At 67.8% G+C, this 13,494-nt stretch carries 15 protein-coding genes; 13 read left to right on the forward strand and 2 right to left on the reverse strand.

The features are described 5' to 3' along the window. Positions 1-27: 27 nt before the first annotated feature. The 3 genes from ACFT32_RS18560 to ACFT32_RS18570 all read left to right on the forward strand — a co-directional run bounded on the left by ACFT32_RS18560 (position 28) and on the right by ACFT32_RS18570 (position 2,635). Positions 28-912 (forward strand): hypothetical protein, encoded by an 885-nt coding sequence (locus tag ACFT32_RS18560; protein WP_382490211.1) that lies wholly within the window; start codon positions 28-30, stop codon positions 910-912. Between the two features lie 203 nt (positions 913-1,115). Then, a complete protein-coding gene (locus ACFT32_RS18565; RefSeq protein ID WP_382490213.1) occupies positions 1,116-1,958 on the forward strand; it encodes a hypothetical protein in 843 nt (280 codons plus the stop codon). Then, positions 1,955-2,635: a hypothetical protein gene (locus tag ACFT32_RS18570; protein WP_382490215.1), complete on the forward strand. Its 681-nt coding sequence runs from the start codon at positions 1,955-1,957 to the stop codon at positions 2,633-2,635. The genes ACFT32_RS18565 and ACFT32_RS18570 overlap by 4 nt, the downstream gene beginning before the upstream one ends. A gap of 30 nt (positions 2,636-2,665) precedes the next feature. On the opposite strand, the gene ACFT32_RS18575 is transcribed toward ACFT32_RS18570, so the two are convergent. Continuing rightward, positions 2,666-3,043 (reverse strand): DUF192 domain-containing protein, encoded by a 378-nt coding sequence (locus tag ACFT32_RS18575; protein ID WP_382490216.1) that lies wholly within the window; start codon positions 3,041-3,043, stop codon positions 2,666-2,668. 319 nt (positions 3,044-3,362) lie between these two features. Between ACFT32_RS18575 and ACFT32_RS18580 the strand changes: the two genes are divergently transcribed. The 9 genes from ACFT32_RS18580 to ACFT32_RS18620 all read left to right on the forward strand — a co-directional run bounded on the left by ACFT32_RS18580 (position 3,363) and on the right by ACFT32_RS18620 (position 10,553). Next, positions 3,363-4,022 carry a hypothetical protein gene (locus tag ACFT32_RS18580; protein ID WP_382490218.1) on the forward strand — a complete coding sequence of 220 codons (660 nt, stop codon included), beginning with the start codon at positions 3,363-3,365 and terminating at the stop codon, positions 4,020-4,022. Next, positions 4,019-5,047: a hypothetical protein gene (locus ACFT32_RS18585; RefSeq protein WP_382490219.1), complete on the forward strand. Its 1,029-nt coding sequence runs from the start codon at positions 4,019-4,021 to the stop codon at positions 5,045-5,047. Before ACFT32_RS18580 ends, ACFT32_RS18585 begins: the two co-directional genes overlap by 4 nt. 129 nt (positions 5,048-5,176) lie before the next feature. Continuing rightward, positions 5,177-5,494 (forward strand): hypothetical protein, encoded by a 318-nt coding sequence (locus ACFT32_RS18590; RefSeq protein ID WP_382490221.1) that lies wholly within the window; start codon positions 5,177-5,179, stop codon positions 5,492-5,494. Then, positions 5,491-6,834 (forward strand): putative T7SS-secreted protein, encoded by a 1,344-nt coding sequence (locus tag ACFT32_RS18595; RefSeq protein WP_382490223.1) that lies wholly within the window; start codon positions 5,491-5,493, stop codon positions 6,832-6,834. The genes ACFT32_RS18590 and ACFT32_RS18595 overlap by 4 nt, the downstream gene beginning before the upstream one ends. 22 nt (positions 6,835-6,856) lie before the next feature. Next, the gene (locus ACFT32_RS18600) at positions 6,857-7,522 is read left to right on the forward strand and encodes a hypothetical protein (RefSeq protein WP_382490225.1); all 666 of its coding nucleotides are present in this window, start codon (positions 6,857-6,859) and stop codon (positions 7,520-7,522) included. Between the two features lie 32 nt (positions 7,523-7,554). After that, positions 7,555-8,214 (forward strand): hypothetical protein, encoded by a 660-nt coding sequence (locus ACFT32_RS18605; protein ID WP_382490227.1) that lies wholly within the window; start codon positions 7,555-7,557, stop codon positions 8,212-8,214. A 56-nt stretch (positions 8,215-8,270) separates the two neighbouring features. Then, on the forward strand, positions 8,271-9,149 hold the full coding sequence (locus tag ACFT32_RS18610; RefSeq protein ID WP_382490229.1) for an LLM class flavin-dependent oxidoreductase: 879 nt from the start codon (positions 8,271-8,273) through the stop codon (positions 9,147-9,149). 55 nt (positions 9,150-9,204) lie between these two features. Then, positions 9,205-9,705: a GNAT family N-acetyltransferase gene (locus ACFT32_RS18615; protein ID WP_382490231.1), complete on the forward strand. Its 501-nt coding sequence runs from the start codon at positions 9,205-9,207 to the stop codon at positions 9,703-9,705. Beyond that, a complete protein-coding gene (locus ACFT32_RS18620) occupies positions 9,702-10,553 on the forward strand; it encodes a methyltransferase domain-containing protein (protein WP_382490233.1) in 852 nt (283 codons plus the stop codon). The genes ACFT32_RS18615 and ACFT32_RS18620 overlap by 4 nt, the downstream gene beginning before the upstream one ends. Before the next feature lie 108 nt (positions 10,554-10,661). On the opposite strand, the gene ACFT32_RS18625 is transcribed toward ACFT32_RS18620, so the two are convergent. Continuing rightward, the gene (locus ACFT32_RS18625; RefSeq protein ID WP_382490235.1) at positions 10,662-11,825 is read right to left on the reverse strand and encodes a winged helix DNA-binding domain-containing protein; all 1,164 of its coding nucleotides are present in this window, start codon (positions 11,823-11,825) and stop codon (positions 10,662-10,664) included. 757 nt (positions 11,826-12,582) lie between these two features. On the opposite strand from ACFT32_RS18625, the gene ACFT32_RS18630 reads away from it, so the two are divergent. Continuing rightward, the gene (locus ACFT32_RS18630) at positions 12,583-13,356 is read left to right on the forward strand and encodes an isoprenyl transferase (RefSeq protein ID WP_189722993.1); all 774 of its coding nucleotides are present in this window, start codon (positions 12,583-12,585) and stop codon (positions 13,354-13,356) included. The last annotated feature ends 138 nt before the right edge of the window (positions 13,357-13,494 follow it).

Raw genomic sequence — 13,494 nt, forward strand, 5'->3', positions numbered from 1 at the left:
TCTCATCGGTCTGCAATCACCGCCGGATTGCAGACCGATGGGGAGGCTGAAGACGCCGCGCTGCTCGCAGCCGCGTTCGTGCGGGTCGGCGTGGCGGTCGAGGCGGCGGTGCGCGTGCTTGTCTCGCTCGGTCGTCCGCGCGGCGAACAGGTCCTGAGGGAGCTCGTAAACGACGACGAGGTCCGGGACTTCCGCCCGTATGTGTGTTCCCAACTTCTCGGGCTGCGCCGTTCGGTGTACGAGGTCCGGGCCCGAGAAGGCACCCGCGACGAGGAGCCGCTGCTGCCCGAAGGGCTGCAGGGCCTTCCGTATTCCTGGCAGAACGACTTCGGCTGGGGAGCGACCGCGCCGGATTCCCACGGCCTCGCCCAGGCGCGTTCAGCACTGGAGGCGTGTCTGACTGTCGAGCGGGTGCCGGATGACACGCAGATGTGCAGTGACGCTCCGGCGGACTGCAGCGCCATCGCCGAGGTGGTGCGTGCCCTGATGCCCTACCCACGGCTGGTCACTCGCGAGCGAATGAACGAGGCGTGGCGCGAGTGCCAGTCGTTGGGGTTCGAATTTCGCGGCATGGACGCCGCGTGCTTCGCCAAGATCTGGTGCAAAAGGATCGCTGACCGGGTCACCGCAGCCGTCTTCCGCTGGCTCGCCGACCTCCCGCAAGGCGGAGGAGCGGCAGGCGACAAGGAACCGGCTGTTCTGTCGGCAACGGCCCTCTGGGCTGCGGAACTCGCCGAGCGGTGCGCCCGGTGCGGCAGCGCGGTGCAGGAGGCCATCTGGTGCCTCTACCGCATGGATGACGTGCCAGGCAGCCGTGAAGCCCTGGCGCGACTGGCCTTCGACCCGAGCCTGCCGGTCACGACGAGGAATACCGCGCAGGAGTGGGCGCCATGGCCAGATCAACGGCCGTAGCTATGGGGCGGAGGACTCCTGGCGTGTCCACCCGGGCTCAGGGCCAGGGATCGTAGAGATGGCCGCAATGAGTACGCCGCTCTCAAGGAGACCGCCAGGGCCAACGGCGACGTGAACGCCCCCGCCCTGACGAAGAATCCGCGCTTCGCCAACAACCCTCAGGCCGTGGCCAAAGTCAAGAAGGTGTATGACGGGACCTACCGATGATCTATGACCTGCTGCTGGTCGGGCCGCCGGTGTCTCCCACGTCACTCGCCGAGGCTCTGGCGGCGGCCGTGAGAACAGAAGGCGCAGACGTGGACGTGGCCGACCGGGACGGCGACCAGAGCCAACGCGACTGGGCCGCACCTGTCCTGTGCGGCTACATCAGACTGCGCGGCGACCTGTCGCTGTCCCTGGACATCTACGTAGAGGACGCCTTGGTCAACGAGGCGCCACCCGAGCCCGAACTCGCACGACGCCTGGCGGCAGCGCTGGGTGTTTTGGTCCTGTACCCAGCCGAGGAGGGCCTTCCGCCGTCGGCATACTGGCTGGCGACCTCTTCGGGACAGTCGGTCCGCGCCCGTCTGCTGTCGTCGGACGACGAACCACCCGTGCACGTGATCGACGCGGTCGAGGAGGAGGTCCCCGACCTGCCCCGGGCCACCATCGAGATCCTCCCGGAGATCCTCGACAGAGAGCCCATCCCCACCCCCGTCTCCGACACCCTTCTCGCCACACTCCCCCCAGGCACGGCAGCGACCGTCGAAGGCCGGCTGCATCACCACCTCCGCGTGTGGGAAAGACTGACCCGCCGACTCCAGTCCGACTGGGCCCCTTCGGGCCATTACCGAGTGAACCTGTTCCACCGCGACCTGGAAGCCAGGGACGCCCTGGGACGCCTCCTCCCGGAGCTGGGCGAAACACACGCGGACGCCCTACGGGACGCGGTCAACCAACTCGACCGGACATTCAGCGAGCACACTGACACCCGGCCCACACCAGACGACAACGGGGAAACGACACCCTGGTGGCGCAACCGCGTCCCTCGGCAGGTGCCGTGGTGAGTCAATCCACGCCGCTGTCAGGGAATGCCGAGGAGATGGAGGAGACGTGGGATCCGCAGGTCGCGCGGTGGCGCGATCCAGAGGGTGACTACGTCCTGCCCCATGCTCTGCGGTCCTTGCCGCAGCCCTGGGACGAGTGTGACTGGCATCGGGTCGCCGAACTGCCCCGTACCGACGAGCGACTGGCGGAAGCCCGGCGAGTGGCGACCGTACTCCTGGAAGACCCGGAACTGACTCCGCATGTGCCTCAGCCGCCGTCGCCCGGCCTGCTGTGGCACGTGTGGGAGGAGTTCCATCAGGCCGTCGGGAAGCGCATGCCCCACACGAGCCAGGTGACCTGGACCGGCGTTGACGAGCTTGTCAGCGAGTGGCGAGATCGACCGCAGCTGTATCCGCTGCAGCGGCACGTCGTCCGGCATGTCGAAGTGGCGATGCTGGCCATGATTCCGTCGCTGCGGGACGACATCGCCGACTCGGTGTTCCGCTGGCTGCTTCTCGACCTTGATCCGGGCCGCTTCGCCGACTGGGCGGTGGGACTGGCCGAGCGCTGCGTAGCCGAGGACATCGGTGCCGCCCCGGCCATCGAACTGCTGGGCGCGGTGCGCAGCCCAGGGGCCAGGGCAAGACCACCTCGCAGAGTGGGAGCCCCAAGTGCCGGTCAAAGCAGCAGTGGTTGAGCGGCGCCGCGCCCTAGACGGACAGAACGCCTAACCCTCACTCACGAGGACCTCCACCCGGGCACCCTCCCGCACCCCCCACTCACCCATCACTCCCGCCCCCGCCTCCACCACATGCCGCGCCCGCAGCCGAGGCATCCCCAACCGCCCCGGCCGCATGGTGCGCACGGCGATGACGCGAAGGTGCCGATCGAGATAGGCGACATCGATCGCCATGCGCATACGAAAGGTGTGCACGCTGTTGGCGGGGGAGAGCAGAATCGCCCCGTCGATGAAGTCCCGCCCCAACAGCCCTTTCGTGCGGGCCCGGTACGAGGCGGCGATCTCCAACGGAACACGGACAGAAGGCTCTCCACCGCCGCCGCTCACGAGCAACTCCCCACGCCCATCCCGCCAGCGCCGCCCCATACGGGCCCACCTCCGACCGCGTCACCTGCTCCATGCCACCGGCTGTCCGAACCCGAACGTATCCGTAGGGGAGTAGGCCCCACATAGGCCCACGGACCCAAGCCCTTTGCTGGTTCATGACTGAAACGCCCCGTACAGCACCCCAATGGGCCGACAAATCAGTGCGTTATGCAACCGTTACGGCTCATACTGGTCGGCGAATCGCCGATTCCTCCCCATACACCCCGCCAGTTGACAACCTTCACCCTGGTGCGGCTCCACCCCGCTGTATAGCTTTGGTTCGCTCAAGAGAAGCCTCGCCTCTGACCGGGAGCCGACCGTGAACCGCCGCCCCACCTTCCTCGCAGCGCTCACGCTGACCGCCGCTGCGGCCCTGACGCTGTCCGCGTGCGGGAGCGATGACAGCTCCAAGAGCAAGGACAACGACAAGATCGCAGGCGCCGATTCGGGAAGCGAGACGTCGGCCTCCCCGACCGCCTCCGACGCGTCCTCCGCCGAACGCCCGAAGATCGACCTGCCGTCCGACCTGTCCTACACCTTCGACTGGCCCAAGACAGGGGACAAGGACAAGGACGCGATCCTGGCGGACGGCGAGCAGTCCATCAAGGCTGTGGACTTGGCGATCGTCAATCAGGACGCGCTCGACAAGCCGTACCTCCATTACTACGAGGGCGAGGCGGCAGCCTCCACGCAAAAGTTCATCCAGAACTACGTCGACCACAAGGCATCCATCACCGGCGTCTACCGCTTCTACGCCCCCGAAGTGGCAGTCGACAAAGACGGTACGGCCTCCCTCAGCTACTGCGAGGACCAGGGCAAGGCCTATGTGAAGTACCTCAAGACGGACAAGGTCAAGAGGACCGACGTAACCGCCAAGAGCTACGTCATCTACCACACCTCGCTCAAGAAGAACGACAAGGGTGTCTGGGCGGTCCAGAAGATGGTTTCGCAGAGTGGGAGCCCCAAGTGTCAGCCATGACATGTCCGTTGAAGAAGCTCTCTGCGGTGGTCATAGCCGGCGCCTGCTGGTTCCTCCTCGCACTTCCCGGCGTGGCGCGTGCCGACGACACCCTGGGCGGCGACACACAAGGCGCCAACCAAGAGGCCAATGCCGGCAAGGACGGCACCGTCTCCGTAACCGTAGGCGGCGTCGTCTTCGACCGCTCCGAGAACGGCACCGGCAACTCCACCGGCGCCCTGACCTCGACCACGTCCTGGACGCCACCGCCCTGCTGGTACGCCCCCAAGTACACGCCGGAGCAGCTGCAGAAGACCCTGGAGCCGACCTGGGAGGCCGGTTCGACGGGGTACCAGTGGGACGCCGAGCAACGCGACCGCTACGTCAACGGGCACCCGTACAAGGACTTCAACAAGGAAAAGACCGGCAAGGGATACTTCTGGGACTCGTACGTAGACGAGAGCTTCCCTCCCGGATGGGACTCCTGCGAGGAGCCCCCCTTCTGGGTGGACCAGGGCGACCCCCCGCCCGCCGACGTCGAGAACGCCGTCACTCCCAAGATCCTCGCCGACCTCGCGTACGCGGAGATCCGCGTCCCCGGCACCAAGGTCACCCTGGCACCGGCCGCCGCGACCAAGGTCAACCTGCCGACCTGGTCCTGGCTGGACGCCGCCGACTTCAAGCCGGTCTCCGTCACCGCGTCCGTGCCGGTCATCGGCATCACGGCGACCGCGACCGCCGTACCGCAGTCGCTCAGGATCGAACCGGGCACCAAGGACGCCGTGACCTACCCGGCCTCCGGCGTCTGCGAGATCAACAACGGCCGCATCGGCGAGCCCTACGCCAAGGGCAAGGCCGACCAGACCCCACCCTGCGGAGTGAGGTACCTGCGCTCCTCGGGCAACGGCACATACCCGCTCCAGGCCACCGTCACCTGGAAAATCAACTGGACCGGCAGCGGCGGCGCGGGCGGCAACCTCCCCGACGGGACGTTCGGCGCGACGCAGGACGTCGTCGTGCAGGAGATCCAGTCCGTCAACCGCTGACGATCTTGAGGTCCTACGTACGGGCGATCGCTTTCCTCGGGGAGCGATCGCCCGCCTTGCTTCAAGGGTGACGAAGGTAGAGTCGCTGCCTCATGCACGCGGTTCAGAGTGGGGAGAGGGCAGCGGCACATGGCTGACCGACTCGCGGTAGACGGAGGCGAACTCGCACATTTCATGAAGCTTTTGAATAGATCGAGTGATTCGTTGAAGGGTCTGCGCAAGGCCCTGAGTGATGCCACCGTCACCGGTCTGGGTACAGATGATCTGGACTCGGCGTGCGAGGACTTCCAGGAGGACTGGAAGTACGGCACTGAAGAGATTGGCAAGCAGACTGAGGATCTTGCCAAGATTATCGAACAGAGCAAGGACAGCTACGAGGAAGTCGACAAGGCGCTGGAAGAAGCCTTGAAGAAGGCCAGGGGCGGCAAGGCGGTGGACAAGAAGTGACGGTCACGCCTGGTATCGAACGGCCGCCCTACGTCAACTCGCCGGCAGCCCGAAACGGTGATTTGCCTCAGGGGCTCAAGTCCTCCCCGCCTATTCCCAATCCCGATTATCCTCACTTGGGTTTCAACCCGACACCGGGTGACACCGACACGGTCCGCGTCCTGTCCAAGAAATTTACCAACTGCGCCAAGACCCTGCAGGAGACGCATGAGCTTGTCACCAAGCTCATGGACGGCAGCTACTGGAAGGGCGATGCAGCTGTCGCCTTTCGTGAGCAGCTTGACGACGGGCCCCTCCCGCTCAATTTGAAGAACGCCGCGCACTCCGTACGCAAGGCCGCCCGGCAGCTTGACCGCTGGAAGGGTGAACTCGACGACTTTCAGCGCCGGGCAAAGAAGTTGGAGCAGGATGCCAAGGACGCACAGGCTGCTGTAGGCGCGGCCAAGGGGAACGCCGAAAAGGCAAAGAACTCCTCCGATCTCGACGAAAAGGGCGACAAGGGTAACGAAGCTCAAAAGAGCCTGAGTAGTGCGAACACTGCAGTAGAAGAAGCCCAGGCCGAGCTCGACAAGATCATTGGCAGGGCGAAGAAGCTCGCGGAGGAACACGAGACCAAGGCCCGGTACCGCGCCGGAAAGGTCCGCGACGCCACGAAGAAGCTGGCGCCGCATGAGCCGGGGTGGCTCGAGGAATTCGGAGAGTGGTTCGTCGAGAACTTGCCCGACATCCTGAGCTTCACCGCGGGCGTCATCGGCTTGGTGGCGCTGTTCGTGGCCACGGGCGGCATGGCCGCAGCCGTTCTGTTGCTGGCGGCAGCGGCATTGAGCGCCACTGCTCTCACTGTGCGACTGTCCGATCCTAAAGTGCGCGCCTCCCTCGCAGATGGCATTACCAAAGGCGAGTTGGACTCCGACTTCTGGGGAAACGTCGTCAGTATCGGCGGCGACGTCCTGGGAGCCGTTCCGGGCGTGAGTGCCGTCGGCGTGGGCGTCCGTGGGACGATGAGGGCCCTCCAGGCCGGTGAGGAAGCGGTCACCCTCGGGAAGGTTCTGACGACGCTGGGCAGCAAGACCGTCGGTGAAGCCAAGGCCATCTCCAACCTCGGCAATCCGGCCCTGAACCTGGTGGTGCGTGGGGCTCGCGACTCCGCCCGTGCCGGAGAGGTCGTCGAGATCACCTCCGCTTCACTCGGCGTCGTGACCGCCGGGTACGGTCTGGTGTCCAGTGCGGTGGACGAATTGGACAACGACGGAGCGAAGGACACCGGTACCGGTATTGACGGTGCACGGACCATCCTGGATGGCGGAGCCCTGATCGATCTCGCCCAGCACGTGTTCTGACCCGGAGGACAAGAAGGCTCACATGAACCCCACGGATTATTCCCTTGCTTGGGAGCACCCGCCGACCCGGCGCGCCTGGCTGAAACAATTGGCCGTCAACGCGCTCGCTCTACTCGGCTGGATCGCCCTGTGGGTGGCCCTGCTGGCGATTCTGGTGGTGTTCCTCTCTCCCGGGTACACCATCCTCTTCGTACCGTTCTTGCTGTACAGCTTCTACCGCGCGTTCCTCCAGCTCTTCGTTCTTCCTGTCGTCTTTCAGATGAGACGCGTCCTGCAGGAATACCCATGGCGCCTGTACAGCGACGCCCCGCACGGGCTCGCCGATCGGCCCGACGTCGTCGGCAGGCAGCACGGATGGTTCGAGTTTCCGAACCCGGCCCGCCCGGACGATCGACTGACCATGGTGTTTCCCCGGCACTGGGGAGTGGGTTGGTGGCACCGGCGGATGGCTCCTCGTGCGACGCCTGAGTTGAAGGCCCAGATCGCCGTGGTGTGGTTCGCGGGTGACCCTCGCTTCATCGGCGTGATCGCTGCGCCCGCCCCCGACGAGCCGACGCCCCGCCGCTTCCGCTTCCTGAGCCAGCAGACGGGGTCGGACGGAGGCCGCCGTTCTGTCGCGGACTGGGGAGCCACTGCCGAGGATATTGAACGCGGTCGCCGAGCAGGCGTACGCCCGGCCCGCTCCTGATCCCTCCCTCAGCCAAGTCCGGAAATCCCGCTATGACATCTCGCGTCCTCATCGCTGATTCCGTCAAGGACCCCAGCTCCGGCATCTGGTTCGCCGTACCCGGCGGCTTCACCGAGCTGCCGCTCGACATTCTCCTCGCCCCGCCCGCTTCTGCCCAGGCGAACCGGCTCCGGGAAGCACTCGCTCCGCTTGTCGAAGCCGTTCCGGACGGCGTCACCCGTCAGCAGTTCGTTGCCCAGTTGGCATCGAGTCAGCAACTCCTTCGTGCACTGCGTGAGGTGGGTACGGTCCACTGCTCCCTGGGCGTGCACCGCGACGACGTGGAGGGACGGAGTGGGAGAATCCTCCACTCCCTGTTCACGGTGTCCTGGCGAGACATCGCGTGGTCCCCACGGGGCGTCAGCGCGGCGCGTGCAGTGGCCACAGCGGAGCAGCACTCCCACATCCAGTACTTGGACCTGCCCAGTGGTCCCGCGTCAATGGGCGAGACGGTTCGCACGCCGGCTCCCGAATCCGGTCTTCCGCCGACCCCATTGCTCCAAATCTATGCCTACCTTCCGCACCCCGACTGCAAGCGCATGGCGGTCCTGATGATGAGCACGCCGGAGGTGGAGCGACGTGAGCAGTACCGCGAGATCCTGCAACGGATTGCGGAACTCACAAGCTTCGAATCGCCCCTGGCCGATGCGTAGGACTCCTGGACCAGATGGGCAGTTCGTCCCCTCCCGGCCGGGGTAGGAAGAGCAGCATGACCGAACTCGGCGCTGTCTTTCGTCCGCAAATCGCCCCAGAACGACTTCGCTCCGTTGCCCAGCTCGCCGATGAGACAGGCCTCGACCAACTCTGGCTCTGGGAAGACTGCTTTCGTGAAGGTGGTATCTCCACCGCAGCCGCGGCCCTCGCATGGACCGAGCGGGTGCGGGTCGGGGTCGGGCTGTTGCCTGTGCCGTTGCGGAATGTTGCTGTCACGGCCATGGAGGTGGCCTCGCTGCACCGGATGTTCCCGGGGCGGGTGATCGTCGGTGTGGGGCATGGGGTGCAGGACTGGATGGGGCAGGTGGGGGCGCGGGTCGAGTCGCCGGTGACGTTGTTGCGGGAGCATCTTGTTGCGCTCCGGGCCCTGTTGGGAGGGGAGCGGGTGAGTACCGAGGGGCGGTACGTGAAGCTGGACGATGTCGCGCTCGACTGGCCGCCGGAGGGTGGGGGAGGCGGCGTGCTGGCCGGGGCCACCGGGCCGCGGTCGCTGCGGCTCACCGGGGAGGCCGCCGACGGGACGATCCTCACCGCCACCACCAATGCCGAGGGCGTGCGCAAGGCGCGGCAGCTCATCGATGGGGGGCGGGAGGCTGCCGGGCGAGGGGGCGGGCCGCACCAGGTCGTCGTGTATCTGCTGACCGCGACCGGGGCCGGCGCCGCCGAAAGGCTCCGTGCCGAGCTGGCCGACGAGGGGCTCGAGTCCGTTCCGGATCTCGGGGTCGCCGGGGACGCCGGTGCCGTGGCCAAGGCCGTCGAGCGGCTGGCCGAGGCCGGGGCCGACACCGTGGTGCTGCAACCGACCGGGGACGAGCCCGACCCGGAGGGGTTCGTGCGGTTCGTCGCCGAGGAAGTGCGTCCGCTCGTTCCCTGAGGGCCGGACCGCCTCCTTCGGGGCCGTTGTCAGTGGCGGCTGCGAGACTCCGGGCATGAGTACTCCCGGCATGAGCGGTGACGACGTGGACGTGCGGCTGCGAGCTGTGGTGGAAGCCGATCTGGAGTTCTTCCTGGCGTACGAGCATGAACCGGAAGCCGCCCAGCGGTCGAGGTTCACGCCCCGGCCGCGCGACGCGTTCATGCGGCACTGGAAGGCCAACGTCCTCGGGGACGACACCGTCTTCGTGCGGACCGTGACCGTGGACGGAGACGTCGCCGGCAATATCGTCGCCTGGTGGGACGGGGACCGCCGCTTCCTCGGGTACTGGCTCGGACGCCCGTACTGGGGACGCGGCATCGGCAGCCGGGCCCTGGCCCTCTTCCTGGAGCGGGAACAGAACCGGCCTCTGTACGCCGACCCCTTCAGCGGGAACACCGGCTCCGTTCGGCTCCTGGAGAAGCAGGGCTTCCGCCGCGACGGCGTCGTCCGGCACGGAGACGACGAGCATGTCGTGCTCGTCCTCCCCCGAGAGGGAGAAGGGGAGGGCGAGTGAGGCCTGAGCATCCGCGACCGGACCGTACCTTCGAGGACCTCGTCGCCGAAGGGGCCTCCGTCCCCACGGAAGGCTGGGACTTCTCCTGGTTCGAGGGGCGGGCCACCGAGGCACGGCCGTCCTGGGGGTATGCGACGGCGATGGCCGGGAGGCTGGGGCGGGCGCGTGCCGTGCTCGACATCCAGACCGGCGGAGGGGAAGTCCTCGACTTCGCCCTTGCTCGTACGGCCCTGAAGAATCATTCGGCCCCGGATGCTCATACGGCCCCGACCCAGCCCCTGCTCGCCGTCGCCACCGAAGGCTGGCCGCCCAACGTCGCCAAGGCGACCGCGCTGCTCCGGCCGCGTGGAGTCGTGGTCGTCGCCGCCCCCGAGGACGCCCCGCTGTCCTTTGCCGACGGTGCCTTCGACCTGGTCGTGAGCCGGCATCCCGTCCGCCCGCACTGGGAGGAGATCGCCCGGGTCCTCCAGCCCGGAGGGACCTATTTCGCCCAGCACGTCGGGCCGGCCAGCGTCTTCGAACTCGTCGAGCACTTCCTCGGGCCCCAGCCGGACGATGTGCGCGGCGGGCGCCGTCCCGACCGTGAGCGCGCCGATGCCGAGGCCGCCGGGCTGGACGTCGTCGAGCTGCGGGCGGAGCGGCTGCGGATGGAGTTCCACGACATCGCCGCGGTCGTGCACTTCCTGCGCAAGGTCGTCTGGATGGTTCCCGGCTTCACCGTCGAGGCGTACGAGCCGCAGCTCCGCACGCTGCACGAGCGGATCCGGACCGAGGGGCCCTTCGTCGCCCACAGCACCCGCCACCTCTTCGACGCCCGCAAGCGGAATCCAGCGTCACCTCGCCCTTGAGTGTGCAAGCCGGAACGAGCGTCACCTCACCTCTGATCGCCCAAGCCGGCCCCACCGTCACCTCACCCCGGGTCACCCAAGCCACCCCCACCCCCACCCCACCCCGGCTCACGCATGCGGCCCCACCCCCACCTCCCCCACCACCAACTCCGCCGTAGCCTCCAGCACCTCACCCACCCGCTCAGCCTGCTCGCCCAGCTCCCGTTCCTGCCGTGCCGTCAGACGGCCGAGCGGCTCGACCGTGACGGTCGTACGACGGCCCCGCCGCCGCTGGTGCCACACCCCCGCCGCCACACCGTCGACGAGCAGCACCGGATAGTTGCCCGCCTGGCCGCCCGCGAGAGCGCGCCGGTACGCCTCCCCGGGGAACAGCCGCTCGCGGGGCTGCCCGGCGATGACGTACGCGTCGAAGTAGGGGAGCAGCCGCACACCCCGGGCGGGCCCGTCCGGGAAATCGGTGTCGCCCGCCGCCACCCACGCCGGTGTCCCCTCGAAGTCGACCTCCTCGATACGGCCCGCGGCGGCCAGTTCTGAGAACAGGGTCGTGGCCCAGCCGGGCGGTGCCGCGAGCCACTTCGCGAAGTGCTGCGGCGTGGCCGGTCCGTAGGCGTGCAGATAGCGGCGTACGAAGGTGCCCAGCGCGTCGGCCAGCGCATCGGCCACGGACTCCGCGCGCGGCGGGCGCGTGTACGTCGCCTTGCGGCCGCGGTTCGGGCCGAAGCACAGCGTGCCCGCCCAGCCCGCCCGGTGCATCACCTGCCGCCAGCGCGGCCACAGGTCCTGGAACGCCGGCATCACCCGGTCACCGGCCCACGGGCCCGTACGGGCGACGATCTCCTCGGTCAGCTCGTCGAGGGTCAGACATCTGCCGTCGAGCGCGTCGCCGATCGCCGTCACGACCTGGCCGGCCTGCTCCTCGGTGAGCCGCACTTCGGGCGGGAACGGGCTCGGCCCGGTCGGAACCGCCGTCAGGGCGGCCGACCAGAGGGGGAGTTCATCCGCCGGGAGCAGATGCACCGTGCCGCGCGGACCGTACGTCTTGATCAGGGACCGGTCGTCCCAGAGCGCCGTCCGTACGTCCGCCCGCGTCAGTCCGGCCGTCCGCACTCCCACCGAGACCTCGGCCGCGGACAGCACCTGCGCGTGCGCGCCGGCCATCGTGCCGACCACCTCGGCGACCGGTGTGCCGCTCCCGGCCGGTCTGGCCAGGAACTGCCGCTCCGCCCGCCGTGCGCTCGCGGCGTCCCATGTGATCCTCACGGTCGTCGTCATGGGGCGACGTTAGGCGTGAATGAGGACAGAAGCTGTCCTCTTGGGCCCTCGAAGGTGGGTCACTCCTTTCACTCACTCCACTTGCGCAACTTCCGCCGGTGTTTTTCACATCGTTATCGCCCGCGGCTCGCCTTCGATGCCACGGCTCACGTAAGTTCAGACCAAGGTAATTCGCGTCAGCAAAGCTGCGCGGGCGGTACCGCGCCGTGGAGGGGGCTGCGCGGTGCCAGGGCCTCCCTGTTGAGCCGGCGACGAGGCCGCTCCGGGGTCAAGCCGGCGTTCGCAGCCGGGTCACCCGTCGGAGGGACGCCGGGGACAACTCGCCGAGCGGGTCTCAAGGTGCGTCAAATCCCCCGGACCCTGCCCGGGGGTGCCCGATTTCGCTGCGTATCGGCCGTATTTCGGTCAAGAACAAGCCATGAGCGAGGGCTTCCGCAGGCGTCGCCCCGTCGCCGGGTGGCTCCGGAGAGTAGTTGTGGCACGCCGATGCACGCAGCATCACTTACGAAGGGTTATGGTGGAAACCCCCCCTCGGGCCGGTCCGTCTCCCCCCCACGGACCGGCCCGATTTTTTTCTGGGCGGGAGCAGGCCGGGGCACCGGCCGGAATCCCTCGCTCCGCACCCGTTGGCGGCCCGGGGGCACAGCGGGGGTAGGCTTCGCCTCCGGGGACTGCCGCACGGGCAGGGACCGCCCGCGGCCACGACCGGGCCGCACATCGCGGCCTGTCCGATCCTTACGGAGGGGCTGACAATCACGTGAACCTGCGCGACAAGCTGCGTGGCCTGCTGGTCAGGCTGTACGCACGCCGGGTGGAAGGCCACCTGGACCACGCTCAGGTGCCCAAGCACATCGGCGTCATCATGGACGGCAACCGACGCTGGGCGAAGGCCGCCGGTTCCAGCACAGTCGACGGTCACCGGGCCGGTGCCGGAAAGATCGAGGAGTTCCTCGGCTGGTGCAGTGAGACCGACGTCGAGGTCGTGACCCTCTGGCTGCTGTCCACGGACAACTTCGACCGGCCGCAGGACGAGCTCGGCCCGCTGCTCGGCATCATCGAGGACGTCGTGCGCACCCTGGCCGCCGACGGCCGCTGGCGCGTGCACCACGTGGGCACTCCCGACCTGCTGCCCTCCGGGATGCAGACGGTCCTCAAGGAGGCCGAGGAGACCACCGCGCACGTCGACGGGATACTGGTCAACGTCGCCATCGGCTACGGCGGCCGCCAGGAGATCGCCTACGCCGTGCGCTCGATGCTGCTCGACGCCCAGGAGAAGGGCACCTCGATGGAGGAGCTCGCCGAGGCCGTCGACACCGACATGATCGGGCGTCACCTCTACACGAGCGACCAGCCCGACCCCGACCTGGTGATCCGCACCAGCGGCGAGCAGCGGCTGTCCGGATTCATGCTCTGGCAGACCGCGCACTCCGAGTACTACTTCTGCGACGTGTTCTGGCCGGCCTTCCGCAAGGTCGACTTCCTGCGCGCCATGCGCGACTACGCCGCCCGCCACCGGCGCTTCGGCGGCTGAGCCGTACAACGCTGAACTTTTCCGGGAGGCCGTACGCCGCCCGGCGGCTGCCCGGGCACCCTGGTCACCGCACGTCGCAACGCTTCCCGGTACCCCTCCGAAGACGCACGTAACACGGAGTTCACCGGCTCGCCGTCA

The organism is Streptomyces sp. NPDC057002 (assembly GCF_042673825.1).
Taxonomy (GTDB): Bacteria; Actinomycetota; Actinomycetes; order Streptomycetales; family Streptomycetaceae; genus Streptomyces.